This is a genomic window from Bacillus sp. G1(2015b) (genome assembly GCF_001482475.1).
In the GTDB taxonomy this organism is placed as follows: Bacteria; Bacillota; Bacilli; order Bacillales; family Bacillaceae; genus Bacillus; species Bacillus safensis.
Genome location: NZ_LKIC01000004.1, coordinates 306,617 through 332,885, shown reverse-complemented (window position 1 = coordinate 332,885; position 26,269 = coordinate 306,617). Strand labels below are relative to the sequence as shown.

At 40.4% G+C, this 26,269-nt stretch carries 27 protein-coding genes; 18 read left to right on the top strand and 9 right to left on the bottom strand.

What is annotated here, in order from left to right; translation table 11 throughout:
• The first annotated feature begins 2 nt into the window (after positions 1 to 2).
• On the top strand, positions 3 to 1,415 hold the full coding sequence (lpdA, locus tag AMR95_RS05255; RefSeq protein WP_039178233.1) for a dihydrolipoyl dehydrogenase: 1,413 nt from the start codon (positions 3 to 5) through the stop codon (positions 1,413 to 1,415).
• Between the two features lie 120 nt (positions 1,416 to 1,535).
• On the opposite strand, the gene AMR95_RS05250 is transcribed toward lpdA, so the two are convergent.
• On the bottom strand, positions 1,536 to 1,916 hold the full coding sequence (locus AMR95_RS05250; protein WP_224929246.1) for a hypothetical protein: 381 nt from the start codon (positions 1,914 to 1,916) through the stop codon (positions 1,536 to 1,538).
• A 316-nt stretch (positions 1,917 to 2,232) separates the two neighbouring features.
• On the opposite strand from AMR95_RS05250, the gene AMR95_RS18740 reads away from it, so the two are divergent.
• Positions 2,233 to 2,352, top strand: coding sequence for a GapA-binding peptide SR1P (locus AMR95_RS18740; RefSeq protein WP_003212464.1), 120 nt, complete (start codon positions 2,233 to 2,235; stop codon positions 2,350 to 2,352).
• Positions 2,353 to 2,396: 44 nt separating this feature from the next.
• Here AMR95_RS18740 and AMR95_RS05240 read toward each other — a convergent pair whose 3' ends face one another.
• A complete protein-coding gene (locus AMR95_RS05240) occupies positions 2,397 to 3,869 on the bottom strand; it encodes an aminotransferase class I/II-fold pyridoxal phosphate-dependent enzyme (RefSeq protein ID WP_156414534.1) in 1,473 nt (490 codons plus the stop codon).
• A gap of 190 nt (positions 3,870 to 4,059) precedes the next feature.
• Between AMR95_RS05240 and AMR95_RS05235 the strand changes: the two genes are divergently transcribed.
• Positions 4,060 to 4,329, top strand: a complete 270-nt coding sequence (locus AMR95_RS05235) for a UPF0223 family protein (RefSeq protein WP_039178240.1) — start codon at positions 4,060 to 4,062, stop codon at positions 4,327 to 4,329.
• Positions 4,330 to 4,356: 27 nt separating this feature from the next.
• On the opposite strand, the gene AMR95_RS05230 is transcribed toward AMR95_RS05235, so the two are convergent.
• Positions 4,357 to 4,992 carry a DUF1054 domain-containing protein gene (locus tag AMR95_RS05230; protein WP_024426894.1) on the bottom strand — a complete coding sequence of 212 codons (636 nt, stop codon included), beginning with the start codon at positions 4,990 to 4,992 and terminating at the stop codon, positions 4,357 to 4,359.
• Between the two features lie 287 nt (positions 4,993 to 5,279).
• Between AMR95_RS05230 and AMR95_RS05225 the strand changes: the two genes are divergently transcribed.
• From AMR95_RS05225 to AMR95_RS05200, 6 genes are all read left to right on the top strand, one after another.
• On the top strand, positions 5,280 to 5,468 hold the full coding sequence (locus AMR95_RS05225; protein WP_039178243.1) for a hypothetical protein: 189 nt from the start codon (positions 5,280 to 5,282) through the stop codon (positions 5,466 to 5,468).
• 133 nt (positions 5,469 to 5,601) lie between these two features.
• On the top strand, positions 5,602 to 6,408 hold the full coding sequence (locus AMR95_RS05220) for an inositol monophosphatase family protein (RefSeq protein ID WP_058837756.1): 807 nt from the start codon (positions 5,602 to 5,604) through the stop codon (positions 6,406 to 6,408).
• A 111-nt stretch (positions 6,409 to 6,519) separates the two neighbouring features.
• Complete coding sequence (locus AMR95_RS19195) at positions 6,520 to 8,445, top strand: hypothetical protein (protein WP_058837755.1); 1,926 nt, start codon at positions 6,520 to 6,522, stop codon at positions 8,443 to 8,445.
• A complete protein-coding gene (locus AMR95_RS05210; RefSeq protein WP_058837754.1) occupies positions 8,435 to 8,698 on the top strand; it encodes a hypothetical protein in 264 nt (87 codons plus the stop codon). The genes AMR95_RS19195 and AMR95_RS05210 overlap by 11 nt, the downstream gene beginning before the upstream one ends.
• Positions 8,698 to 9,216 (top strand): sigma-70 family RNA polymerase sigma factor, encoded by a 519-nt coding sequence (locus tag AMR95_RS05205; RefSeq protein WP_058837801.1) that lies wholly within the window; start codon positions 8,698 to 8,700, stop codon positions 9,214 to 9,216. Before AMR95_RS05210 ends, AMR95_RS05205 begins: the two co-directional genes overlap by 1 nt.
• Positions 9,213 to 9,509, top strand: a complete 297-nt coding sequence (locus AMR95_RS05200; protein ID WP_058837753.1) for an anti-sigma factor family protein — start codon at positions 9,213 to 9,215, stop codon at positions 9,507 to 9,509. Before AMR95_RS05205 ends, AMR95_RS05200 begins: the two co-directional genes overlap by 4 nt.
• Positions 9,510 to 9,550: 41 nt before the next feature.
• Here AMR95_RS05200 and AMR95_RS05195 read toward each other — a convergent pair whose 3' ends face one another.
• Both AMR95_RS05195 and AMR95_RS05190 read right to left on the bottom strand, forming a co-directional pair.
• Entirely contained in the window at positions 9,551 to 10,186 is a 636-nt protein-coding gene (locus tag AMR95_RS05195) for a hypothetical protein (RefSeq protein ID WP_024424766.1), read from the bottom strand.
• Between the two features lie 275 nt (positions 10,187 to 10,461).
• A complete protein-coding gene (locus AMR95_RS05190; RefSeq protein WP_024426900.1) occupies positions 10,462 to 10,641 on the bottom strand; it encodes a DUF5325 family protein in 180 nt (59 codons plus the stop codon).
• A 113-nt stretch (positions 10,642 to 10,754) separates the two neighbouring features.
• Between AMR95_RS05190 and typA the strand changes: the two genes are divergently transcribed.
• Positions 10,755 to 12,593: a translational GTPase TypA gene (gene typA / locus AMR95_RS05185; RefSeq protein ID WP_024424768.1), complete on the top strand. Its 1,839-nt coding sequence runs from the start codon at positions 10,755 to 10,757 to the stop codon at positions 12,591 to 12,593.
• Positions 12,594 to 12,689: 96 nt separating this feature from the next.
• Positions 12,690 to 12,971 carry a YlaH-like family protein gene (locus tag AMR95_RS05180; RefSeq protein WP_044334035.1) on the top strand — a complete coding sequence of 94 codons (282 nt, stop codon included), beginning with the start codon at positions 12,690 to 12,692 and terminating at the stop codon, positions 12,969 to 12,971.
• A gap of 31 nt (positions 12,972 to 13,002) precedes the next feature.
• Here AMR95_RS05180 and AMR95_RS05175 read toward each other — a convergent pair whose 3' ends face one another.
• Both AMR95_RS05175 and AMR95_RS05170 read right to left on the bottom strand, forming a co-directional pair.
• Positions 13,003 to 13,233: a YlaI family protein gene (locus AMR95_RS05175; RefSeq protein ID WP_024424769.1), complete on the bottom strand. Its 231-nt coding sequence runs from the start codon at positions 13,231 to 13,233 to the stop codon at positions 13,003 to 13,005.
• A 102-nt stretch (positions 13,234 to 13,335) separates the two neighbouring features.
• A complete protein-coding gene (locus AMR95_RS05170) occupies positions 13,336 to 13,953 on the bottom strand; it encodes a YhcN/YlaJ family sporulation lipoprotein (protein WP_058837752.1) in 618 nt (205 codons plus the stop codon).
• A 140-nt stretch (positions 13,954 to 14,093) separates the two neighbouring features.
• Here AMR95_RS05170 and AMR95_RS05165 point away from each other — a divergent pair, with 140 nt between their 5' ends.
• Complete coding sequence (locus tag AMR95_RS05165; protein WP_039178271.1) at positions 14,094 to 15,416, top strand: PhoH family protein; 1,323 nt, start codon at positions 14,094 to 14,096, stop codon at positions 15,414 to 15,416.
• A gap of 15 nt (positions 15,417 to 15,431) precedes the next feature.
• On the opposite strand, the gene AMR95_RS05160 is transcribed toward AMR95_RS05165, so the two are convergent.
• Positions 15,432 to 15,914 carry a hypothetical protein gene (locus AMR95_RS05160; RefSeq protein ID WP_058837800.1) on the bottom strand — a complete coding sequence of 161 codons (483 nt, stop codon included), beginning with the start codon at positions 15,912 to 15,914 and terminating at the stop codon, positions 15,432 to 15,434.
• Positions 15,915 to 16,034: 120 nt separating this feature from the next.
• Between AMR95_RS05160 and glsA the strand changes: the two genes are divergently transcribed.
• The 5 genes from glsA (at position 16,035) to AMR95_RS05135 (ending at position 23,852) form a co-directional block, all read left to right on the top strand.
• Positions 16,035 to 16,964 carry a glutaminase A gene (glsA, locus tag AMR95_RS05155; protein WP_034281651.1) on the top strand — a complete coding sequence of 310 codons (930 nt, stop codon included), beginning with the start codon at positions 16,035 to 16,037 and terminating at the stop codon, positions 16,962 to 16,964.
• Between the two features lie 122 nt (positions 16,965 to 17,086).
• Positions 17,087 to 17,368 carry a YlaN family protein gene (locus AMR95_RS05150; RefSeq protein WP_003212509.1) on the top strand — a complete coding sequence of 94 codons (282 nt, stop codon included), beginning with the start codon at positions 17,087 to 17,089 and terminating at the stop codon, positions 17,366 to 17,368.
• Between the two features lie 209 nt (positions 17,369 to 17,577).
• Positions 17,578 to 18,789 (top strand): putative lipid II flippase FtsW, encoded by a 1,212-nt coding sequence (gene ftsW / locus AMR95_RS05145; protein ID WP_039178273.1) that lies wholly within the window; start codon positions 17,578 to 17,580, stop codon positions 18,787 to 18,789.
• Positions 18,790 to 18,868: 79 nt separating this feature from the next.
• Positions 18,869 to 22,315, top strand: a complete 3,447-nt coding sequence (gene pyc, locus AMR95_RS05140; protein ID WP_039178276.1) for a pyruvate carboxylase — start codon at positions 18,869 to 18,871, stop codon at positions 22,313 to 22,315.
• 100 nt (positions 22,316 to 22,415) lie between these two features.
• On the top strand, positions 22,416 to 23,852 hold the full coding sequence (locus AMR95_RS05135) for a cryptochrome/photolyase family protein (RefSeq protein ID WP_269434999.1): 1,437 nt from the start codon (positions 22,416 to 22,418) through the stop codon (positions 23,850 to 23,852).
• Positions 23,853 to 23,890: 38 nt separating this feature from the next.
• Here the strand turns inward: AMR95_RS05135 and AMR95_RS05130 are convergent, their stop codons facing one another.
• On the bottom strand, positions 23,891 to 24,814 hold the full coding sequence (locus AMR95_RS05130; protein ID WP_039178279.1) for a COX15/CtaA family protein: 924 nt from the start codon (positions 24,812 to 24,814) through the stop codon (positions 23,891 to 23,893).
• 393 nt (positions 24,815 to 25,207) lie between these two features.
• On the opposite strand from AMR95_RS05130, the gene cyoE reads away from it, so the two are divergent.
• Positions 25,208 to 26,125, top strand: a complete 918-nt coding sequence (gene cyoE / locus AMR95_RS05125) for a heme o synthase (protein ID WP_003211774.1) — start codon at positions 25,208 to 25,210, stop codon at positions 26,123 to 26,125.
• The last annotated feature ends 144 nt before the right edge of the window (positions 26,126 to 26,269 follow it).

The window sequence follows — 26,269 nt, the reverse complement described above, 5'->3', positions numbered from 1 at the left end:
TCATGGTAGTAGGAGATTTCCCAATCGAAACAGATACTCTTGTCATCGGTGCAGGTCCTGGTGGATATGTAGCTGCTATTCGTGCTGCACAGCTTGGACAAAAAGTAACAATCGTTGAAAAAGGAACACTTGGCGGTGTATGTCTAAACGTTGGTTGTATTCCTTCAAAAGCATTAATCAATGCTGGCCATCGTTTCGAAAATGCTAAGCATTCTGAAGACATGGGTATCAAAGCTGAAAACGTAACAGTTGATTTCACAAAAGTTCAAGAGTGGAAAGCTTCTGTTGTAAACAAATTAACAGGTGGAGTTCAAGGTCTTCTTAAAGGAAATAAAGTAGACATCGTTAAAGGTGAAGCTTATTTCGTAGACAGCAACTCTGTACGTGTAATGGATGAAAATTCAGCACAGACTTACACTTTCAAAAATGCAATTCTTGCTACTGGATCTCGTCCAATCGAATTGCCTACTTTTAAATACACAGACCGCGTGATCAACTCAACTGGTGCTTTAGCGCTTAAAGAAGTACCTAAAAAGTTAGTTGTCATCGGTGGTGGATACATCGGTACTGAGCTTGGTACTGCTTATGCAAACTTTGGAACAGAAGTTGTGATCCTTGAAGGTGGAGACGAAATCCTTCCAGGTTTCGAAAAGCAAATGAGCTCATTGGTTAAACGTAACCTGAAGAAAAAAGGAAACGTTGAAATCCATACAAACGCTCTTGCAAAAGGCGTTGAAGAAAAATCTGATGGTGTCACTGTTACATTCGAAGTAAAAGGTGAAGAAAAAACAGTTGATGCTGATTACGTACTTGTGACTGTTGGTCGTCGTCCAAACACTGATGAGCTTGGTCTTGAGCAAGTTGGTGTTGAATTGACTGACCGCGGAGTTGTCAAAACAGACAAACAATGCCGTACAAGCGTATCTAACATCTATGCAATCGGTGACATCGTTGATGGACCACCACTTGCACACAAAGCTTCTTACGAAGGTAAAATTGCAGCTGAAGCAATTGCTGGAGAGCCAGCTGAAATTGATTACCTTGGTATTCCTGCTGTTGTATTCTCTGAGCCAGAACTTGCAACTGTTGGATACACTGAAGCAGAAGCAAAAGCAGAAGGAATCGAAATCGTTGCAGCGAAATTCCCATTCGCAGCGAACGGACGTGCACTTTCTCTTGATGCAACTGATGGCTTCATGAAAATGATCACTCGTAAAGAGGATGGTCTAGTTATCGGTGCACAAATCGCAGGTGTTGGCGCTTCTGATATGATTTCAGAGCTTAGCCTTGCAATCGAAGCTGGAGTGACTGCTGAAGACATCGCTATGACAATTCATGCTCACCCAACATTAGGTGAAATTACAATGGAAACGGCTGAAGTAGCAATCGGAAGCCCAATCCACATCGTAAAATGAAACCTATGAACCCTCTCCTTGATGGAGAGGGTTTTTTGCGCCCTGAACACCATATGAAAAACCCCTCATGAGGTGAGGGGTTTTTTCATATGGTTATATATAAGTGCAAGGTACATATCATTAGTTGGTATTGACGCGGTCTAAAGCATGGCATAAGGGCGATAAGATCTCCTGTTTACTGCGAACATTTCCTTCAACCTTCACGATGACTTTTTCATCATTGACAAGTAAAATAGCCGGCAGTTCATCAACTTCATTTTTCCAGCCTTTACGATCTTCTTTCACAATCATTTTTGACATTTCCTTAGGGTATTCATTTTTTAAATCGAGGACTGCATCATAATAAGGGCTTTCTTTATCAAGGTTTTCTGCATCAGTAAAAAAGAGAATTCTCGGTTTTTGAATATGACTGACTTGGTCGGTCTGAGTCGGTATGATATACGCAAATGAGCATGAACTAAGTACAAAAAGCATGGGGAATATAATGAGAAGTGTCCTCATAAAATTCAATCTATTCACCTCAAAATCATTTGGGGTTGTCCCAACATTTTTAGGAGCTTGTTCCCTGTTAGTTACTCTAGTGTATCATGTCCTTTTTGACAATTTTCGATTGTTACTCAATTGTTACAGAATTGATATGAAGCAAAATACAATTGAAACGTTCCCTCAATATGATGAGAAAAAAGCACATATTTATAAAAAATGATTAAATGTGTCATACAATTAACCGTTGACAACTTAAATGTGACATCATATTATAGAGATAAGAAATAGATCAAACGCTTTCAAACTATGAATGAAGAAAAGGGGAATGTACGTGGGTACAATTATTTGTCAAGATTGCAATGAAACCATTGATCAATTTGAAAATGAAAAAGTGACAACGCTATACGGAACGTGCGGTCACTGTCATTGCTGTGATGAAGCCTCTGAATAAATAAAAAAAGCATGCAGCTCCATTTGGGGCTGCATGTTTCTTTTTTATAAAATTGGTTTTTGTTCCTTAATCACACGGATCATTTCAAGCGTTGAATCTTCAGGTCCTTGGACAGGGAGGCCAATTTCAATATTTTTAAAGATATACGATATATTTTCTTCTGTGATAATTTCACCTGGTATAAAAATTGGAATACCTGGCGGATACACCATCACAAACTCTGCGGTGATGCGGCCGACTGCTTCCTTAAAAGGAACGACTTCTGTTGTAGCATAAAAGGCGTCACGCGGCGTCATAGCAAGCGATGGGATCTCAGGTAGCAGTACCTCTGTTACCGCTTGTTTGCCGCCGTCACGAGTAGAGGCTGCGGCAATTTCCTGCATCGCCGTCACGAGCGTATCAATTGTCTCATCTGAATCGCCAGGGGTTACGATACATAAGATATTGTAAAGGTCAGAGAGCTCTACTTCAATTCGATAGCTTTCTCTCAGCCATTTTTCGACATCATGTCCGTTTAACCCAAGGTCTTTAATGGAAATAATTAATTTCGTTGGGTCATAATCGTAAGTAGAAGCTGAATCGAGTATTTCCTTGCCAATGCAGCTAATGCCGTCAATTTGATTCAAGCGGTCTCTCGCTGATTCAGCCAAACGAATGGCTTCGTCTGCAAGTGCCTTTCCTTCAGTGGCTAATCGTTTTCGAGCGACATCAAGTGACGCTAAGAGCAAATAAGAAGTGGATGTTGTCGTCAGCATACTCAAAATCGATTGCACGCGGTCTTTTGAAACAAGCCCTTCCTTCATATTTAAAATAGAGCTCTGCGTAAGAGAGCCGCCGAGTTTATGGACACTTGTTGCTGCCATGTCGGCACCTGCCTGCATCGCAGAGAGGGGAAGCTCATCATGAAAATGGATATGCACACCGTGTGCTTCATCGACAAGGACAGGCACATCAAATGAATGGGCAATGTCTACGATTGATTTTAAGTCTGCTGAAATACCAAAATACGTTGGATTAATGACAAGTAAACCTTTCGCATCTGGATGCTCAGTGAGCGCCTTTTTGGCTGATTCAGGTGTAATACCGTGAGAGATGCCAAGCTCTTTGTCTATTTCTGGGTGAATAAAAACAGGAATGGCGCCAGAAAATACAATCGCGGACATAATTGATTTATGAACGTTACGAGGAACGATAATTTTATCTCCAGGTCCGCATACCGTCATCACCATTGTCATGATGGCGCCGCTTGTTCCTTGAATAGAGAAAAACGTATGATCAGCACCGAAGGCTTCAGCAGCAAGCTCCTGTGCTTCTTTTATCATCCCTCGAGGTGAATGTAAATCATCGAGAGGTTCTATATTAATGAGGTCAATGCTTAATGCATTGTCGCCAATGAATGCTCTAAATTCAGGATCCATTCCGGCTCCTTTTTTATGGCCTGGAATATGAAATTGGACTGGATTGGTTGCTGCGTGTTTTTTTAGTCCAGTGTATAAGGGTGTATCATGTTGTGACAATTGCTTTCCCACCTTCATCGAAATACCTGCTATTATTGTGCCAATTACAGCAGATTTCATTGCATAAAACAAAAGAATTATATTATGAACTGATCGGAATGTAAAGCATAAAATCAATCGGTTTCTGAACAAACAGATGCTATAATAAAAGTTCAAATCAGAAATGAGTATTAAAGTGAGGGACAAGTAAATGGAATATCAATATCCAATGGATGTCGACTGGACGACAGAGGAAAAGATTGCGGTCATTTCATTTTTTCAGGCTGTTGAAAAAGCCTACGAAAAAGGAATTGCGAAGCAGGAGTTATTAGACGCATATAAACGATTTAAAGAGGTTGTGCCATCAAAAGCAGAGGAAAAAACGCATTGTGCGGCGTTTGAAAAGGGAAGCGGGTATTCCCCTTATCATGCAGTGAAAACAGCTAGAGAAGCAGAAGAGACTGCTATTATACGGATGTAAAAAACGAGCCTAAAAGGGCTCGTTTTTTCATACAGATTCTTTCTGTGTAAAACGGTATAGATACGTCAATGTGCGGAAGGCATTTTCGATTTTCGAGAGGAATTCTTCATTATTCATTTGCACGACTTCTTCTCTAGGCAGCTGAATGCCGCAAAGAAGCTCGGCTTTCTTGACTGTTTGAACACGTTCAAACAGCGTTTTCAGCTGTTCGGAATCTAGTTCGCTGTGACGCATGACATCTGGTTTCATATGATCTTTAGACCAAACAAAATCTTGCGGTATTTTCTGCTGGATGGTGTCTAGCTCCTTTTCAAATAGCTGGCCGTACTCACCTTTTACTGGAGATTCATAAATGAGTGCAAACCAGACAAAGACATGTGTTTTCCAAAGCCCGATTTGAAAATGAGGGAGTTTTTTGTATCCGCGCTTACTGTTTGCAAAAGCAACCCACGTATCATTTGGCGGGTTAACAGATCTTCTAGCATGCTTTGCAACGTGTACAAACATTTCGTCTCCTGTAATAGAAGAAAGAAGTGGTGCAAAATGTTCGCCAAGTGCCTCAAGCTTTGGACGGACTCTTTCTTTTAATACAGTCATTCGTTCATCTAAACCATCAACTGTGAATGTTTCAAAATCTTCATCTCTAAAACGCATTTCACTCATGTTATGCCTCCTGTATCTTTTCGCTGATCATATTTTATCATAGCTTGGGTCAAGCTCAAAAAAAGATGCACCGTTAGATCAAAGTTTATGAAGGTCGTGGCGCAGCGTTTAAAATCATCAATTTTGTGGTACATAATAAATAGGTAAAGACACAATTTTCAGAATGTCGTTGCGGTTATGCGATCGCTTCATACGATATAAGCAAGAACCATTTCTCTTATCGATTGAATTTTTTATCAATGAAAACTGACAAGGAATGAATCATTCTCTGGAAGGGGCGTTGACCAATGAAGCAAATCGTGAAGCAGGGGTATAGGCAGGAGAAGAAGAATCGCATCGCTGTGTGGAGATTAGAGGTTGATTATGAGCTTTCTACGCTTCATGAAGCCATCGAGCATAAAGATGACATCCAAATCGAACGCAGCAAACGAAAGCTTGAGCGCCTAAGAAAAGAATGGGAGCAGCTTCAAGGGTAAAACAGCGTGAGGTAAAAACGAACCAATTCATCGGTTCGTTTTTGTATGAAGCTGCTTTTTTCTTGCTTTTACGTACATAATATCAGTATGCTATTACAAATAGGTCCTACATAGAAAAGAGGTTTACAATCTGATGACAAACTGGGTGGAAATTGACCGTCTTGCAAAGCTCTGGGTAAAAGAAGCAGGGAGCCGTATTAAAGCGTCCATGCAGGAAGGTCTATCAATTGAAACAAAATCAAATCCAAATGATCTTGTCACGAATATCGATAAAGAAACAGAGCGTTTTTTTATTGGAAAAATACAGTCGACATTTTCAGACCATCACATTTTAGGAGAAGAGGGACAAGGGGAAGAGGTGACCTCACTCGATGGGATTGTGTGGATTATTGATCCGATCGATGGCACAATGAACTTTGTCCATCAAAAACGCAACTTTGCCATTTCAATCGGGATATTTGAAAATGGTGTAGGGAAAATCGGTCTTATTTATGACGTCATTCATAACGAGCTCTACCATGCCATCAAAGGAGAAGGAGCTTATATGAACGATACCCTCCTCCCTCGATTAAAAGATGTGGAGATTGAAAAAGCCATTGTGGGGATTAATCCGACATGGGCGATCGAAAGCCCTTATTTTGACGCCAAACCATTTGCCCGTCTTGTGCGTGATGTGAGAGGGACACGAACGATTGGATCCGCTGCCCTTGAGCTTGCTTATATTGCAAGCGGCAGAAGTGACGCATATGTCACGTTAAGGCTTGCGCCATGGGATTATGCAGCGGGCTGCGTACTGCTTGATGAAGTAGGGGCTGTTTACTCAAATATTCACGGAGAACGTCTTACGTTCCTAGATAAAAACAGCATAGTCGCCGGAAATCGATCCATTTGTGAAAAAATCTTGCATGATTACATAAAAGGAAACGGAAATAAAAAATAAACGGAATCACTTCATGAGAATGAAGTGATTTTTTGTTTTTCCTGAAACTTTTTGGTAAGGCGAATGTCTATACGAATGAGGCCTTAATTTTATGTAAAGGATTGTGTATCAATGTTTGAATTGTTTAGTGATTTATCGCTCCATTTTGAAAGGTATTTTATTTTAAATGAGTATAGTATCCGCATCATTCAATGGTGTGTACTTGGACTATTTGTTCTTTTCATGACACTTCCGCTATGGAAAGAAAAGAAGAGTGGTTATGTATTTTATGCTGGAATCGTATTAAGAGTTGTTCTGCTTGGCGGAATGACAGTTGAAATGATCCACCAAGTCCTAGCTAGACAGTATACGATCGAAACATTTGAAGTGCTGACAGATTTCATGCAATTTCTCATTTATGGGTATGTTTTGCTTGCATCACTGTACTATGTGATTACTCTTCCTTATTTAAAAAATAAAGGCATGTTTTTTGCTTTTGATTTATCTGTATTACTTCTGCCTTTATGTCAAACCGTGTTTATTGTGTTTGCTGAAAGCAAAAAGTTCTTTCTTAGCGGTGATATATGGCTAGTATGGAGAGAGCTGATCACCATTTTGGTTATGGCTGGCTTTGCGGCTTTAGTACTGCATCTTTTCTTTTGCTTGTTTTGGCACTGGAAGTGGAAGGAATTGCTGTTGTTCTATGGCCTAATTTTTGCAGCCCTGCTTTTTATTTTTTATCCTTCTATTTCGAAGTATGAACTTCAATCTACATTTAAATCGATTGTCATTTTAGCGGCAGCAGCAGGAAGCTTTATGACGATTTATTTGTTATCTGCTTTACTGCGGGACAAAGTGAGATTAAGGCAGTGGGGCGCCGGTTGTATAGCTGTCTTTTTTCTGCTATTACTCAATCCGATTATTAATATCCCTCATACCATGTTCCAATTCACCAAAACGGAATTGGTAGATACTTTCTCAGAAGAATATCGCCCTTTATCAGCAGCAAGTGCAAAAGCATTCGCTTCAAAGTTTGTACCGGAGAATCAATCGCTGTATTTAAATGCTAGTCATCAGCCTATCCCTTATCATTACGTGTTTGCAGATGATCAGTATGAAGTGAATATTTCTCCGTTTACAGGTGAATTAAGCGAATATTCTTATCGAGGTCGTGTAGAGGGAAAGGAACTGACCGATAAAGAATATAGGCAAAAGACCATTGAATTTTTCGAAAGAAGCGGAAGATCAATAGATCTCAATCGCATTCAATTGGCTGTGCAAAAAGAGGATGGAGAGACGAACGTTCTTCTTCTGCCAAAAATGTCTCAGAATGAAGAGGACAGTTTAGCGTCTGCCATCTGGGAAAAAGGGACGCTTCGAAAAGCGCAATACGTAAACGCCATCTTTCAATTAAAGGATATTGACGGAATCCATTTAACAGAAACGGAGATAAAAAACAGGATCAACAGTATTTATAAACATTTAAACCTCAAGCCGCCAGCTTATCAAATCACAGGCATTGATGAATTTTATTTTGATTGGCAGCATGAAGTGAGGGTCACAACAAAAGATCAATCGGAGTTTCTGTTTAATGGCTCATCAAATGAAGTCATCAGCTTCAAGCTGTCAAAAGCGTTTCTTCAACAGAAAAAAGGGAACGTCAGCGATGAAGATTTGTTAAAGATCATAGGGAAAACACCAAAAGACGTAAGGAAAGAAATAGGCACTAGTGAAAGTAAACAATATACATTTAAACGCTCCTCTCATGTCGTCAATCTGTTTAAAGGGGATGATGGAATTGAGTTGAGAGTGCAAGTTGCTTCTTCTATCCCGCACGCAGTATCTAATCAAGATCGTGAGGACGTCTATCAGCAAGTACTTAAAAGGTATAAACCATATACGATCTATAAAAAGCAAATAAAACCTGTGAGAATGATCGACAAAGAAGGGAACATCGACATTTCATGGCTTGTCATCATACAAACCTTCGGATCAAATGAGCATAAAATCTATGAAGTGAATGGACGAACAAAAGAGGTGCATCGTTTTGACAGATAAAGAAAAACAAGCCATCTTTCAAGACTTATATGAACTGTATCAAGAAGGGGACCTGGGAGACGAGGCAGCTAGCTGGATGAAGGCACACGAACAGCAATTTCAGCATGCGGTCACGGGTGAAAAGCAGCCCTCAGCGCCGATGGAAGGTCAGAAGGACTATGACGAGTTAAAACGCATGAAAGGGTTTATTTACTCGTTATACTTCTTTTTTATCGTTTTATCGATTTGGATGACTGTGTGGTTTTATTTTTGATGTCCAAACCAGCAGAGCAAATTGAAAAAATCTATCAAGAATATTTTCAGGAAATCACTAAATATTTATATCGCCGGACGGGAAATATGGAAACAGCCAAGGACCTTGCACAGGACGTATTTATGAAGGCACTGCATGGGTTGTCCTCCTTTAAGGGACATTCAAGTATGAAAACATGGCTTTATACCATTGCATATCACACATTTGTGAATGATTATCGCCGAAAAGTAAAATGGACTTTTACGAACGTAGAGGAAATGGATTTCTTAGAGCAGCAGTCGTTCACGACACCAGAAGATCACATTGAAAAACAAGCTGATATAGAAAGGCTGTGGCATCATATTTATCAGCTGAAGGATTCCTACCGGGAGGTCCTCATTTTAAGAGATATTCAAGAATTGTCATATGAAGAAGTAGCTGAAATTTTGAATTGGACTTTATCTAAAGTCAAAACAACCCTTCATCGAGCCAGATTAGAGCTGAAGCGAATGCTACATTGTGAGGAGTTCAATAAATGAGCTGTTATTTGATTGAAGAAATGTTACCACTTTATATAGAGGGGGACACAAGTGCAGAAACAAATAAAATTGTTGCAGAGCACTTACAATCCTGCGAGAGATGCCAACACCTTTATCACGAAATGAAAGAGCCAATAACCCTTATACAAACTCCTGATCTCATGCCATATATAGATGAAAAGGAAGAAAGAAGAAAATTTGAAAAGCGCTACTATGGCAAGCTGTTATATCGAGCAAGTATCGCATTTGGTATAGGATACGCCATGATGATTATTCTTTATTGGCTGAAATAAAAAACCCCCATCTGGATAAACCAGGTGGGGGTTTTCTGAGCTTAGCTTAATTTTTCTTTCGCAATTTGAACTGCATCATAAAACGTTTTTAATTGCTCTTGAGGAATTTTCTTAAGCATTTGGTTGAAAACAAGTAATTCAGTAGAGCTGAATCCAAGACCTTTTGCGATTTTTGAATCAATCACAACGTTTCCTTTTTTGTCTAGAACAAGGGCATCACCAGCAAGATCAGCAATTCTGATCACTGATTTGAAAAGCTTTTCGAATTTAGCCGCTTCTTCTTTTGTAAGACCAAGTTCAACAGCTTTTGCTGCATCAAAAACCAATTTCCCTTTTTCGTTTTTAGTGATGCTTTCACTGAAAACGATTGTAAGAACAGCTGCGCGATCTAAGAATTTCTCAGCAGTCGCCGCTTCTTCTTCAGTTAGTCCGAGCTCAACAGCTTTTTTCACATCAAATGTGTAGTTGTTGTCTTCCTCAACAAATGAATTGATGAGAATGTTGATGACACGCTCGTTTTTCTCCAATAATTCTTTAATGATTTGCTGCTGTTCAAAAGGAATGCCTTTGAAAGTTGCAGCGCTTGCTTGCCCAGGAGCTACTGTTGTGAAAGTAAGAATAATAGCTAAAGCGAAAAATACAACAGAGCTGAGCGATTTGCTCAAAAACTTCTTCATGCTTCTTTTCTCTCCCTTTTCTGTTAAATTTTGTTGCAAGAAAAGCATACCATGAGAAACTTTGTGGAAGAATAGGAAAATTGTAACTTTATGTTTGATTTTGGAGAACTATAAAAGTTCTTGTCGAAAAATGGAGGGGTTCAGATTACTTATTTTTGTCAAGCCTTCAATATACGTTTCGTCTGATGAATGGAGCTTTCATAGGTGAATTGTCTTGTTTTTACTCAAAATAAAAAGCCTTCTACATGTAGAATGTAAAAGGCTTTTACCTAATTTTATGATTGCACGTTTAATTTTCTTTTTAATGTAAATCCTGTACCCATGAAAATCATGGCGAATACAATGCTTAGACATATGCCCAGTATGTTTTTTTCTGCAAGAGTTACCCCAATAAACGCCATACTGACAACTGCAAGTAATGCACATAATAATAGAAGCCATTTGATTTGTTTCATATGTCCCCATCCCTTTTTTTAGAGTTAATATAAGTTTACAGAAAAACGATCGGCATTTAAAGGGGATTGTGATATAATATGAAAGTTATCTAATTATTTTAGGAGATGAAAATGTGAAACTTCGAAAAGACCTTCGCAACATCGCAATTATTGCCCACGTTGACCATGGTAAAACGACGCTTGTTGACCAATTGCTCCATCAAGCTGGTACTTTCCGTGCGAATGAAAATATCGCTGAGAGAGCCATGGATTCAAATGATTTAGAGCGAGAGCGCGGTATTACGATTTTAGCTAAAAATACTGCGATAAATTATAAAGATACACGCATTAATATTTTAGATACACCAGGACACGCCGATTTCGGTGGTGAAGTTGAGCGTATCATGAAAATGGTAGATGGTGTACTCCTTGTTGTGGATGCTTATGAAGGCTGTATGCCTCAAACACGCTTTGTGCTGAAAAAAGCACTTGAGCAAAACTTAACACCAATCGTTGTCGTCAATAAAATTGACCGCGACTTTGCTCGTCCGGCTGAAGTAGTCGATGAAGTGATTGACTTGTTCATTGAATTGGATGCAACAGAAGAACAGCTTGAGTTCCCAGTTGTCTATGCATCAGCAATCAATGGTACAGCAAGTAACGATGCGAGCAAGCAAGATGAAAACATGGAATCTTTGTTTGAAGCTATTGTGAACCATATTCCTTGCCCGGTTGATAACCATGAAGAGCCGCTTCAATTCCAAGTGGCGCTACTTGATTACAATGATTATGTTGGCAGAATTGGAATTGGCCGTGTATTCAGAGGAACAATGCAAGTAGGACAGCAGGTAGCCTTGATGAAAGTCGACGGCACTGTGAAACAATTCCGTGTAACAAAGATCTTTGGTTTCCAAGGGTTAAAACGAGTGGAAATCAACGAAGCGAAAGCGGGAGATCTTGTCGCTGTATCTGGAATGGAAGACATCAACGTAGGTGAAACGGTTTGTCCGGTAGAACACCAAGAGGCACTTCCAATCCTTCGTATTGATGAGCCGACACTTCAAATGACGTTTGTTGTAAACAACAGCCCATTTGCAGGCCGTGAAGGAAAATACGTGACATCACGTAAAATCGAAGAGCGCTTAGAGCAGCAGCTTCAAACAGACGTCAGTCTTCGTGTGGATCCAACTGATTCACCTGATGCTTGGGTTGTTTCTGGACGCGGAGAGCTTCACTTATCCATTCTCATTGAGAATATGAGACGTGAAGGATTTGAATTACAAGTATCGAAGCCAGAAGTTATTGTAAAAGAAGTTGATGGTGTTCGATGTGAGCCTGTTGAGCGCGTTCAAATTGATGTACCGGAAGAGCATACTGGCTCTGTTATGGAATCAATGGGTGCAAGAAAAGGTGAAATGATTGACATGATCAACAATGGTAACGGTCAAGTTCGCCTGATCTTTACAGTGCCATCACGTGGTTTAATTGGATATACAACTGAATTTCTTTCATTAACTCGTGGTTTTGGTATTTTGAACCATACGTTTGACAGCTACCAGCCAATGCAGTCTGGTCAAGTCGGCGGACGCCGTCAAGGTGTACTTGTTTCAATGGAAACAGGTAAAGCGACTGCTTACGGAATCCAAGGTGTTGAAGAGCGCGGTGTGATCTTCGTTGAGCCAGGTACTGAAGTATACCAAGGGATGATTGTTGGGGAGCATAACCGTGAGAACGACCTTGTTGTAAACGTAAGCCGTATGAAACAACAAACAAACGTACGTTCAGCGACGAAAGATCAAACGGTTAGCATGAAAAAACCTCGTATTATGTCACTTGAGGAATCTCTTGAGTACTTGAATGAAGACGAATACTGTGAGGTTACACCTGAATCCATTCGTCTTAGAAAGAAAATTTTAGACAAAAACGAACGTGAGAAAGCAGCGAAGAAGAAAAAGCTAGCAGGATTATCTTAATTCCATGAAGAATTAAAAAGATAGAACCCTGAAAGATAAGGGGAGGGAATCTTTTTGAATGATCAGGAAGTAAGTGAAAATCTATCCTTTTTCGCGATGCTGTTTCGTGTCGATGAAAATCCGCAAACAGGGATGTGGCTCCTATATGGCACCATCCTTGTTTTAGCGATTATTGTTTTTAAGCTCGGCTTTGCAAGACGTTTACCGATTTTAAAAGCGCTCGTGATTTATTTGTTTTTGATTTTTGGCTGCACGTTTCTCACATTTCTAGGAATCTTCCTGCCAGTAGCGGAAGGCCTTGTTGTGGCAGCTGCCATTTTGATTATTTATAAAATACGGCTGCATCGTGCGAAAAAAGAAGGAACAGTCAATACGTAAAAAAAGACCTGAACATGTGTCAGGTCTTTTTTTATGTCTTTTGTTCTTTCTTTCCTTTTTTCTTCTTTTTCTCTTTTGTCGCAGGATCCTGATAAAGAGAGAATCTGCCGGTTTTGATGCGAGCTTCTGTCTTTATTTTAATGCGTTCTTGGCAGTCATCGCACATATATGTATGAATTGGCCGGTTTCTTAACCGTTTCGCAACGAGTGTATCATCATCAATGGTTTCAAGCTTTTCACATAATGAGCACTTCACTCTCATCATTTTCACCTCACTTTAATGCATTTATTATAGCATGTTTTCCAGCCACTTAAAATCAGCGTAGAAAAAGGCTTATATCACAGGAGATATAAGCCGTTCTCATTATTTCTTCTGATTCATATGATGGTTTGATTGGTCGTTTTGATTTTTTTCTAACTGTTTTTGATCTTGTTCTTTGAGCTGATTATTCGGATCATTTGTCGGATCCTTTTCGTTACGGTCGATCTCATTTTTCGGCATCTCTGGCATCACGCGGCCGACAATAGCAGCTAGTTCATCCATAATACCGCTTACAGGACGGCCTGCTTGAATTTCTTTGCCCATTTCTTTTAAACGGCTGACTGTATCCGGATCAGCAACCACAACAGCATTTGCACCTTCCGGGTCATTTCTCAGCGCTTTTGCAACTGAATATTTAATGGTTTCTACTTTGCTTCTATCTAAATCATCTTTTACATCAATACCAACAACAGCATAGCGGCCGATGACGATTGCTGTTGCATCATTGACATCTGCTACGTGCTCTGTCACATTGACAAGATGCTGCGCAACATCTGTGGATGGGCGGGCTTGATTTGTCTTTTTCTTCGATGAGTCTGATACCCGTACTAAGTGCTGGCGTCCATCTTGCTTGTTCAGCGCCTCTGGCTTTTCCTGCTGCTGGCAAGCGCCTAACAGAATGATCGTTTGAATCATGAATAATGTTAAAAATAGTCGCATCTAAATTCCCTCCTTCACAAACTGCATGATTTATTTTATTGTTGAATTAACCTTCTAACTTTATTCATGAAAACATATATTTTAACAATCGTTTTGGGAAAGACAAGGATGAATGAAACCCCGATCAGGAGGCGAAGGACCTGAGTAAAATTTATGTATTAGACACAAATGTGTTATTACAGGATCCGAATTCAATCTTTTCATTTGAAGACAACGAGGTCGTCATTCCGGCCGTTGTGTTAGAAGAAGTAGACTCGAAAAAGAGATACATGGACGAGGTTGGGCAAAACGCTCGGCGCGTCTCACGTTTAATCGACGGTTTGAGATCGAAAGGGAAACTCCATGAAAAAATTACGCTAGAGTCAAAAGGAACGCTGCGCATCGAGCTGAATCATCGCTCTTTCCATGAACTTCAAGAAATTTTTATTGAAAAAACGAACGATAATCGGATTTTGGCTGTCGCGAAAAATTTGAGCTTAGAGGAAGAAACAAAGCCTCACGGCCGGCCAGTTATTTTGGTCAGTAAAGATGTCTTAGTCCGGGTAAAGGCAGATGCTATAGGCCTCCAAGCTGAAGACTTCTTAAGTGACCGTGTGCTGCAAAACGAAGACATTGATAACGGCTATCATGAGCTCTATATTCCGACGGAGCAATTGAATACATTTTATAAACAAAGCCAATTACCGATAAAAGAAGTCACGAGTGTACCATTAAACCCTCATCAGTTTGTCATTATGAAAGGGAATGAAGGCGGCTCTGCTTTAGGAATGCTTGATCAAAAAGCAGAGAATGTGAAACGGCTCATTTATGATCAAGAGCATGTTTGGGGAATTCGTCCGAAAAATGTTCAGCAGACCATGGCACTAGAGCTGCTATTGCGCCGTGATATTCCCCTCGTGACATTGATCGGAAAAGCGGGAACTGGTAAAACACTCCTTGCACTGGCTGCCGGATTAATGCAGACAGAGGATCTTGGCATGTTTAAAAAACTGATCGTCGCCCGTTCAATTGTTCCTGTCGGCAAGGACTTAGGCTACTTGCCAGGTGAAAAGGAAGAGAAACTCAGACCATGGATGCAGCCGATCTATGACAATTTAGAATTTTTATTTAATACAAAAAAACCTGGTGAACTTGATGCGATTTTGGCGGGAATTGGTTCGATTCAAGTGGAAGCTTTAACGTATATCCGCGGAAGAAGTATCCCTGATCAATTTATTATCATTGATGAGGCGCAGAATTTAACGAAACACGAGGTGAAAACATTATTAACGCGAGTCGGAGAGGGAAGTAAAATTGTGCTAATGGGAGACCCAGAGCAGATCGATCATCCTTATTTAGACAGCTTAAATAATGGGCTTACGTATGTCATTGAGCGGTTCAAAGGACAGCAAATATCTGGACATGTCAAGCTTGTCAAAGGAGAAAGGTCTGGACTTGCACAGCTTGCAGCTGATTTGCTATAGTCCAGACCCTCTGTCTTATGTAATGATGAGCTCTTTGACACCTTTTATCGGCTGAGTGAGGTTGGACTGATCCGCGAAATAAACGTGGATTGGTCCTTCTTCAGTCATAGGCTTCCCATTTTGGCTGAAGTGTGCAATGCTTTCCATTGCCTGAGAAAGCGGAACAGCAATTGTCTCTGTATCTGTGACAAATTCGCATGTGTCTGCATGTTCAAGCGGTTCTGCATTTTTCAGCATATCACCAAGCTTCATTCCGAAGCTGCCTGTGACGAGTCTTTCCTTTTCATACTTCTTCTCTGTTTTTAAAGTGGGTGGAAGTGTTTGCCCTTCTCTGATCACCCGCTCTTGGTCAAGCTCCTGATCCAGCTGACTTTCTTCGTTTGCTGTACTTTTTTCAAAAAATGAATCCATTAAAAATTTACGGTCATCAAAAATCCATACACTTGGATCAATGGTGATCTTGTACTTTACGTTCCCCTTAATTTGAATGATGCTCATGTTCAAGACAACCCCTTTCCACCATAAATTATAGAAGTTTTCGCCTGCTTTGTCACTTTCATAAACATGCATCTCCTTGTACACACTAATCTTACATGAAAGATAGGGAGGATATTGGGCATGGCATGTCGCGACAATGAAGAGCTTCAGCGATTTGTAGAAGAAGCAAAAAAAGTGGCCAAAGATGGCAAAGTAGCATCCTATATTCCCGCTCTCGCCAAAGCGGATCAGACGGATTTATCTGTGGCTGTGTATCATGTGAGTAATACTTGCCACTCGGCAGGAGATGTAGATAAACGCTTTACCCTGCAAAGTATTTCAAAAGTATTAGCACTTGCGCTCGTACTCTCAGAAGAAGGGCCAAAAAAAGTTTTTCAATTTGTTGGACAAGAGCCTACAGGTGACCCGTTTAATTCAATGATTAAGCTGGAAACAGCAAGTCCGAATAAGCCGCTGAATCCAATGATTAATGCAGGAGCGCTTGCAGTCACAAGCTTAATAAGAGGCGCGACGCCGCAAGATCAGCTAAACCGCCTGCTTGGCTTTATTAGAGAGCTTGCAAATGACAAAAGCATTACATACTGCAAGGAAACAGCCGCATCCGAATTTGAGACATCAATGATTAACCGGGCTATGTGCTATTATATGAAGCAATATCATATTATTAGAGGGAACGTAGAAGAGGTCATGGACGTGTATACGAAACAATGTGCCATCATGATGAACAGCTTAGATTTGGCGAAAATTGCTTGTGTTTTTTCATTAGATGGCAGACATCCAGAGACGGGGCAGCAAATTCTTTCAAAAGATGTCGCTAGAATTTGTAAAACCTTTATGGTGACGTGCGGCATGTACAATGCAAGCGGGGAGTTTGCCATTAATATCGGCATACCCGCTAAAAGCGGTGTTTCAGGCGGGATTATGGGAGCGGCTCCATATGATTTTGGGATCGGAATTTTTGGTCCTGCACTGGATGAAAAAGGGAATAGTATTGCTGGGATTAAGCTGCTTGAGCTCATGAGTGAAAAATATGAGATGAGTATCTTTTAATGATGAATGTCTTCTTTTTATTTTTACAAAGCGAACTGTACAAATCTGCTTGCAATTTTGGGCGTTTCGCTTTATGATAAATAGAAGAATTAGGTACTCGCCTGGGGAACGGAGGGATACTTTTGGCGTCAGAAATTTTAGTCGATCATCGGCAAAAAGCACTGGCTTTATTAAAATTGGATGCAGATAAAATTTTAAAATTGATCCAAGTGCAAATGGACAACTTAACGATGCCGCAATGTCCTCTTTATGAAGAGGTTTTAGATACTCAAATGTTCGGATTATCGAGAGAAATTGATTTCGCTGTCCGGCTTGGATTAGTTGATCAACATGAAGGTAAGAAACTACTCGATAAACTTGAGAGAGAGCTTTCCGCACTTCATGATGCGTTCACAAAAAAATAACGATTGAAAACTCAAACTTCCACAACTAAGTTTGAGTTTTTTTGTCCTCTATTTTCTTTTGATGGATTAACGGCAAACGGACTTGATTCTTTCATGAATGACGAACAATATAAAAGAGGTAAAACGGGATCAAACGGAGAAAATGTAGTAGAATAAGAACAGCTAAGAAGATATCAAGCAGTAGAAACAGACGTTAGGAAGAGGATTATATGTTAAAGAGAATGCTAAAATCGTATGACTACTCATTATTGTTCGCCATTATCTTAATCAGCGCATTCGGTTTGGTTATGGTGTATAGCTCAAGTATGATTACATCTGTTATCAGATACGATGCCGCGCCAGATAACTTTTTTAAGAAACAGCTCTTATTTATGATTGTTGGAGCAGCCATCTTGATCTTTACAGCATTAGTTCCATATCAGCTGTTTTCAAATAAGAAATTCCAGATTGGTATGCTGCTGCTTTCAGTTTTTTCCCTCATCTATGTGTATTTTGGCGGTCATATTGCAGGGAACGCAAGAAGCTGGATCAAATTAGGACCTTTTAGTCTTCAGCCAGCTGAATTTGTGAAGATTGTCGTCATCATCTATCTTGCTGCGGTGTATGCCAAAAAGCAGCATTATATTGATCATATTTTAAGAGGTGTTACGCCTCCGATCGTGATTGTCTCTATCCTGTGCGGATTTATCATTTTGCAGCCAGACTATGGGACAGCCTTTATCATTGGCATGATTGCCCTTGCGATGATTTTATGCTCAGGTTTTAGCGGCAAAACGCTAGCGAAGCTGCTCGCGCTATTTAGTGCAGTAATGGTCGTCGTGACCCCATTTATTATTCTTTTTTGGGATAAAATTTTCACGCAAAATCGTCTCGGACGTTTTGAGAGTTTCCAAGATCCATTTAAAGATGCAGGGGCTACTGGGCATCAATTGATTAATTCATATTATGCCATTGGATCAGGCGGCTTTTTTGGACTCGGTCTAGGAGAAAGCGTTCAAAAGTACGGATATCTGCCAGAACCGCACACAGACTTTATCATGGCAATTATCTCAGAAGAGCTTGGTTTTTTCGGCGTGTTTTTCGTTATCGCTCTTCTTGGTTTCATCGTCGTGAAAGGTTTTTATATTGCGAGAAAGTGTGAAGATCCGTTTGGAAGTTTGCTTGCAATAGGAATTTCCTCCATGATTGCGATCCAAACTTGTATCAATTTAGGCGGTGTTTCAGGTCTTATTCCAATCACTGGGGTGACACTTCCGTTTATCAGCTACGGGGGATCGTCCATCATTTTACTTAGCATCTGTATGGGCATGCTGCTGAATATCAGCATGTTTACTGAATATAAAGAGCGTTACAAAAAGAAAAAATCAATGAGCAAACCATCGGTTGAAAAAAATGGATTGCAGAAAACTTTGAATCTTTAGAAAACAAAAGTGTACAGTTTTCATTTCTTCCTTTATTATAGAGTACATATAAAATTTTAAGGGATATGGAGGAGTGAGAATGTCACAGAGAACAATTCAAAAGGTTCTAGTTGCAAACAGAGGGGAAATCGCTATCAGAGTCTTCAGGGCCTGTACGGAGCTCAACTTACGTACAGTGGCCATTTATTCCAAAGAAGACTCTGGCTCTTATCATCGCTATAAAGCAGATGAAGCATATCTAGTTGGAGAAGGAAAGAAACCGATTGATGCCTACCTTGATATCGAGGGGATCATCGAAATTGCAAAACGAAATGACGTGGATGCGATTCATCCAGGCTACGGATTTTTATCCGAAAACATTCATTTTGCAAGACGATGCGAAGAGGAAGGCATTCAATTTATCGGTCCAACTTCTCAGCATTTAGATATGTTTGGAGATAAAGTAAAGGCGAGAGAAGAAGCGAAAAAAGCTGGTATTCCAGTCATTCCAGGAAGTGACGGACCAGTTGATTCGGTCGAAGAAGTCGAAAAATTCGGTGAAGAATACGGTTACCCGTTTATTATTAAAGCTTCACTAGGCGGCGGCGGCCGGGGTATGCGGATTGTCAGATCAAAAGAAGAGCTGAAGGAAGCCTATGACCGTGCGAAGTCAGAGGCAAAAGCTGCTTTTGGAAATGATGAAGTATACGTTGAAAAGCTGATTGAGAATCCAAAACATATTGAAGTGCAGGTGATTGGTGACAATCACGGCAATATCATTCATTTATATGAGCGTGACTGCTCTGTTCAAAGGCGGCATCAAAAGGTCATTGAAGTGGCGCCAAGTGTGTCTCTAACAGATCAATTGCGTGAAGATATTTGCGAAGCAGCTGTCAAGCTGGCCCAGAATGTATCGTACATTAATGCTGGGACTGTAGAATTCCTTGTTGCAAATGGAGAGTTTTACTTTATTGAAGTTAATCCAAGGGTGCAGGTAGAACACACGATCACAGAAATGATCACAGGTGTCGATATCGTCCAAACCCAAATTCTTGTTGCAAAGGGGCATAACCTTCACAGCAAAGAAGTTGGTATTCCAAAGCAGGAAGATATCTTTACACACGGCTTTGCCATTCAATCAAGGGTCACAACAGAAGATCCTCTCAATGACTTTATGCCAGACACAGGAAAAATTATGGCCTACCGTTCAGGTGGGGGATTTGGTGTACGTCTTGATACAGGGAACAGTTTCCAAGGTGCGGTCATTACACCTTATTACGATTCACTATTGGTCAAGCTGTCCACATGGGCGCTCACATTTGATCAAGCGGCTGCTAAAATGGTCCGAAATTTACAAGAATTCAGGATTCGCGGGATTAAAACAAACATCCCATTTCTTGAAAACGTAGCTAAGCATGAGAAATTCTTAAAAGGAGAATACGATACATCGTTTATCGACTCAACGCCAGAGCTATTTAATTTCCCTAAGCAAAAAGACCGCGGAACGAAGATGTTAACTTATATTGGTAACGTTACCATTAATGGGTTCCCTGGTATTGCGGAGAAAAAGAAGCCTCATTTTGACAAGCCAGACGTACCGAAGCTTCCTCTCAATCAAGAGATCCCGTCTGGGACAAAACAATTGTTAGATACGCATGGACCTGAAGGACTTGCCAACTGGGTGAAAGAACAAAATAACGTCCTTTTAACTGATACAACCTTTAGAGATGCGCATCAGTCTCTGCTTGCGACACGCTTTAGAACTCATGATTTAAAGAAAGTTGCCCAGCCAACAGCAGGTTTATGGCCAGAGCTGTTTAGTATGGAAATGTGGGGCGGTGCTACATTTGATGTCGCGTACCGTTTCTTAAAAGAAGATCCGTGGGAACGATTGAAAGAGCTTCGTCAAGAAGTGCCAAACACACTGTTCCAAATGCTATTAAGATCATCAAACGCTGTCGGATATACAAACTATCCGGATAATGTGATCAAAGCATTTGTAAAAGAATCTGCCGAGGCAGGCATTGACGTGTTCCGTATTTTCGATAGCTTGAACTGGGTCAAAGGCATGACGCTTGCCATTGATTCTGTTCGGGAATCAGGCAAAGTGGCAGAGGCGGCCATTTGTTATACGGGGGACATCCTTGATCCGTCTCGTCCAAAATATGATCTTAGGTACTATGTATCTCTTGCGAAGGAGCTTGAATCTGCCGGCGCACATATTTTAGGTATTAAAGATATGGCGGGGTTATTAAAACCGCAGGCAGCCTATGAGCTAGTCTCTGCTTTAAAAGATGAGCTTACAATCCCTATCCATCTTCATACGCATGACACGAGTGGAAATGGACTGTTCACCTATGCAAGAGCGATTGATGCAGGTGTTGATATTGTGGATGTTGCCGTCAGCTCTATGGCAGGACTCACATCGCAGCCAAGTGCAAGCTCACTTTATTATGCTTTAGATGGACATGAAAGAAAGCCAGACATGAACGTCCAATCTGTCGAACGCCTTTCTCAATACTGGGATTCCGTCAGAAAATACTATCATGAATTCGAAAGCGGCATGAATTCGCCTCATACAGAAATTTATGAGCATGAAATGCCTGGCGGTCAATATAGTAACTTGCAGCAGCAGGCGAAAGGTGTCGGTCTTGGCGAACGCTGGAATGAAGTAAAGGAAATGTACAGACGTGTGAATGACATGTTTGGTGATATTGTAAAGGTAACACCATCCTCTAAAGTAGTTGGAGATATGGCACTTTATATGGTGCAAAATGATCTAACAGAAGAAGATGTCTATGAAAAAGGAGCAACATTAGACTTCCCGGATTCTGTTGTGGAATTATTTAAAGGCTATTTAGGCCAGCCGCATGGCGGATTCCCAGAAAAACTGCAAAAGCTGATTTTAAAAGGGGAAGAGCCTCTTACTGTCAGACCTGGTGAGAAGCTGAAGCCAGTGGACTTTGAAGACATTAAGAAGCAGTTCAAAGAATCTCATGACCTGACGTTAACAGAGCAAGACGCAATTGCGTATGCCCTATATCCAAAAGTCTTTTCTGAATTTGTCCAAACAGCAGAAAGCTATGGTGACATCTCTGTTCTTGATACACCAACGTTCTTCTACGGGATGAGACTTGGAGAAGAGATTGAGGTAGAAATCGAAAAAGGAAAAACCCTTATTGTCAAACTCGTATCAATTGGCGAACCGAATCCAGATGCCACAAGAGTTCTTTACTTTGAGTTAAATGGCCAGCCACGTGAAGTGGTGATTAAGGATGAAAGCATCAAATCCTCCGTTCAAGAAAAAATGAAGGCGGACCGCTCGAATCCAAATCACATCGCCGCGTCGATGCCAGGCACTGTCATTAAAGTACTCGTGGAAAAAGGACAAAAAATTTCACAAGGCGAGCATTTGATGATCAACGAAGCCATGAAAATGGAAACGACTGTACAAGCCCCATTTTCTGCGGTCGTAGATGAAATACATGTGACAAATGGAGAACCGATTCAAACCGGTGATCTGCTCATTGTATTAAAGCCTGAATAAGAAGTGAGACACATCCACCGTGATGTGTCTTTTTTTTGAGCGCATTAAAATGTGCAGCAGCAAGTGAGAGTGATTACACTATAGAGTGAGGTGAAGAAGGTTGGACAAAACTGTTGTGATATGGTTTCGCCGGGATATGCGATTAGATGATCATATCGCCTTATCAAAAGCGATCACATATGCAAAAAAACACGAGTACAAATTATTTGCTCTTTATCATCTAGATCCATTCTTTACTGAAATGGACCTCGATTTAAACAACGAACATTTTTTCCAAAACGTGGTGCATTTCGTCAAGGAAGCAAGAGAATCTCAAATGTATGTTCACCTTCTCTATGGAGATGTCTTGCGTGCCTTTCAGCAAGTTATCGATCTGTATGACATCAAAGCTGTTTTTTTTAATGAAGATCAAGTGGGAATCGGACAAAGGCGTGACCATCACGTAACCGATTTTTTAGAAAAGAAGGGCATTCATGTGTCAAAATGGCAAGATACACACCTTCACGGGGCGCAAGATATTTTAAAAGCGGATGGCACTCATTATCAAGTGTTTACTCCATACTATCAATCATGGCGAAAGCAAGAGAAGCAGCCTGTGATAAAAGTTGACAAATCATTTCTCAGCAGCGCTCATACGATTTGTGATGAGTCACTTTCGCATGAAGGGAATGACAAACTACGCAGCATGATCAAGAAATGCTCAAGGAAATTTGATCAAATCGGCTCACACAAAGCGATGAACACGCTGCATGACTTTATCCAAAAAAGATTAACACGTTACCATGAAAAACGAGATATTCCATCTGTTTTTGGAACGAGCAAGCTGTCACGTTTCTTAAAAACAGGGACAATCTCAATCCGAAGGATCTTCCATGCGGTTCAGGAGGAAGCGCTGTTTGAAGACGAGGGCAGAGAAACCTTTATCAAAGAGCTAGCATGGCGAGATTTTTACCATATGATTTATGCACATTATCCAGAGATGAAAGAAAAAGAAATTAATTCGGCGTTTCAAGGGATGAAATGGAATGAAGATGAGACGCTGTTTAACGCATGGTGTAAAGGTGAAACAGGCTTTCCCCTCGTCGATGCAGGGATGCGGCAGTTAAATGAGGAAGGCTGGATGCATAACCGTTTAAGAATGGTCACCGCCTCATTTTTAACAAAGGACTATTTGATTGATTGGAGAAAGGGAGAAGCGTATTTTGCAAAAAAGCTTGTGGATTATGATGAGGCTTCGAATATCGGAGGATTTCAGTGGGCAGCTTCTGTTGGGACAGATGCCGTTCCATACTTCCGTATTTTTAACCCAACGACTCAGTCAAAGCGATTTGATCCGAGCGGGGAATATATTAGAAGATATGTACCAGAGCTTAAGCATGTCGATGAAAAATGGATTCATGAACCAAGTAAAATGCCGATCGATGAACAACTGAAATCGAGCTGTGTACTAGGGGATACATACCCGCTGCCAACAGTTGATCACGGGGAAAGACGCAAAAAAGCCATCTCGCTATTCGAAGAAGCAAAACAACAATAAAAAAATCCCCCTTTCGGCATGATAGGGGGATGTAAATCTTATTTAAATGGCTCTTTGCTTTCATATTTAAACCGGGCAATAAGTAAGCAGAAGTAGCATAGTACCCCAAACAAACAAGAAATAAAGAATGAGTGAGCCAACGCGTAACCAAGTGCAAGCTGAGAATAAACAGACATCACACCTGAAATGGCTTGAAGTGTAATCAGAATGGCTGAGATGATCCATCCATAATACAGCTGCTTCTGTTCTTTATAATGTTTCATGGCATGGAACATAGCGACAAATATCCAGACGAATAAAAGAAGTGCTGCTGCTCGGTGAGACATTTGAACCCACTGATTAAAATAAGTTGGAAGCGCACCGTCTTTTGAACAAAACGGGAAGACAGAGCAAGCAAGGCTTGACTTTGTATGTCTCACATAAGCACCCGTATAGACAACGATATACGTATATGTGATCAACCCATAAATATGGAACTGCATCTTTTTGCCGATATGAAGCGGCTTCACAAGTTTTGTTTCAGATCTGGTTGCTTCAAAGACAAGAAGGGCAAGCAGTAATACTGAAGCAAATGAAATGAGTGAAATACCGAAATGCAGTGCCATCACAAGTGCGTTAGAACCAAATACGACGGCAAGAGCTCCTAAAAGCGCTTGAAGCACTAAGAATATAATGGACATGATGACCAAAAATTTGGTTTCACGGAATACTGGACTAATTTTTTTCCAGCATAAGACCGCTAGTGCCAGAACAAGAATGGTGGAAACCCCTGTTGACATGCGGTGACTCCATTCGATGATGGAAGCGGGATTCATTTCAGGAAAGAAACGACCGTGGCAAAGGGGCCACTGTCTACCGCAGCCAAGACCCGAACCGGTTTTCGTAACAAGCGCACCGCCAATCAGTACGATCAGCATCACAAATGTTGTGATCACGCTCAATAGCCTTAAAGCAAATTTCATCAAATTATTTCACCTTCTCTAAAAAACTTCTGATGTAAATGAAAACCTCACATGCTCTCAAGTTTAAGCCAAATGCGTGTTCTGTTGCAATTCATAATGACCAAAGTTCACAAAAAAATGATATGTTAGTTCACAAAGTTTACAGATTTAGAGTGCTTGATCTTTCTTTGACAGTCTGATAGAAATAGAGGAGAGAATATTTCATTTTGCACCGCCTTCTGAAACACACATATATCCTAATAAATTCACGAAAAGTTCACAAATAACTTCAAGTTTGTCGTTTATTATTTAATAGGATGTTTTTTTACAGCTGTTTATCTTGTATGATAGAGTTGTAATGATTTTACGTGTCATTCGTTCGTTTGAAGGTTTGGGCAAGGGAGGTTATACACATTGGCAAATTCCAAAACAGCCGCGGAAGCAGCTATTCATGGACAAATAGAAGAAACAACAGCATGGAAAGATTTTCTTGCTCTGATTAAAATGGGCATCGTCAATTCCAATTTCATTACGACATTTACTGGAATGTGGCTTGCTTTTTATTTTACAGGTATGAGTTTTCTTGGAAATCTTGATATTGTGCTGTTAACAATGATTGGTTCTTCTCTTATTATTGCCGGTTCATGCGCGATTAATAATGCGTTTGACCGTGATATTGATATATTAATGGAAAGAACAAAAACAAGACCGACGGTTACAGGTAAAATTCAGCCGGGGCAAGCGTATGCATTTGGCATTCTGCTTGTTGTATTAGGACTCATTATGCTTCTGATGACAACCATTACATCAGCAGTGATTGGATTTATTGGAGTCTTTACTTATGCGGTTCTTTACACCATGTGGTCTAAACGCCATTACACCATCAATACAGTTATCGGAAGTGTATCTGGCGCGGTTCCGCCATTAATTGGCTGGACAGCTGTCACAGGTACAATCGACACAACGGCTTGGGTTTTGTTTATGATTATGTTCATTTGGCAAATCCCGCACTTCCTATCACTTGCGATTAAGAAAACAGAAGATTACCGTAAGGCTGGCATTCCAATGCTGCCAGTTGTTTACGGATTTGAAGTCACAAAACGCCAAATCATCATTTGGACAGCATGTCTTCTTCCACTTCCATTTTTCTTAGGTGGATTAGGATGGCCGATTGTTGCACTTGGTACACTGCTTAATATTGGATGGCTTGTTATTGGCCTTATGGGCTTTAAAATGAAAGACGTCATGAAGTGGTCAACGCTCATGTTCGTTTATTCATTAAACTACTTAACCATCTTTTTCGTAGCGATGATTATTATTACACTATTCTAGAGTGAAATACACTTTGATCACATCAAAACAATGGCTATATCTTATAACACAACATTTTCTAACAACTATGAAAGCCGCCTGATATTCAGTTCTATTTAGGCGGCTTTCTGTTTATACATAGATGGTATTTTGAGTAAAAACATC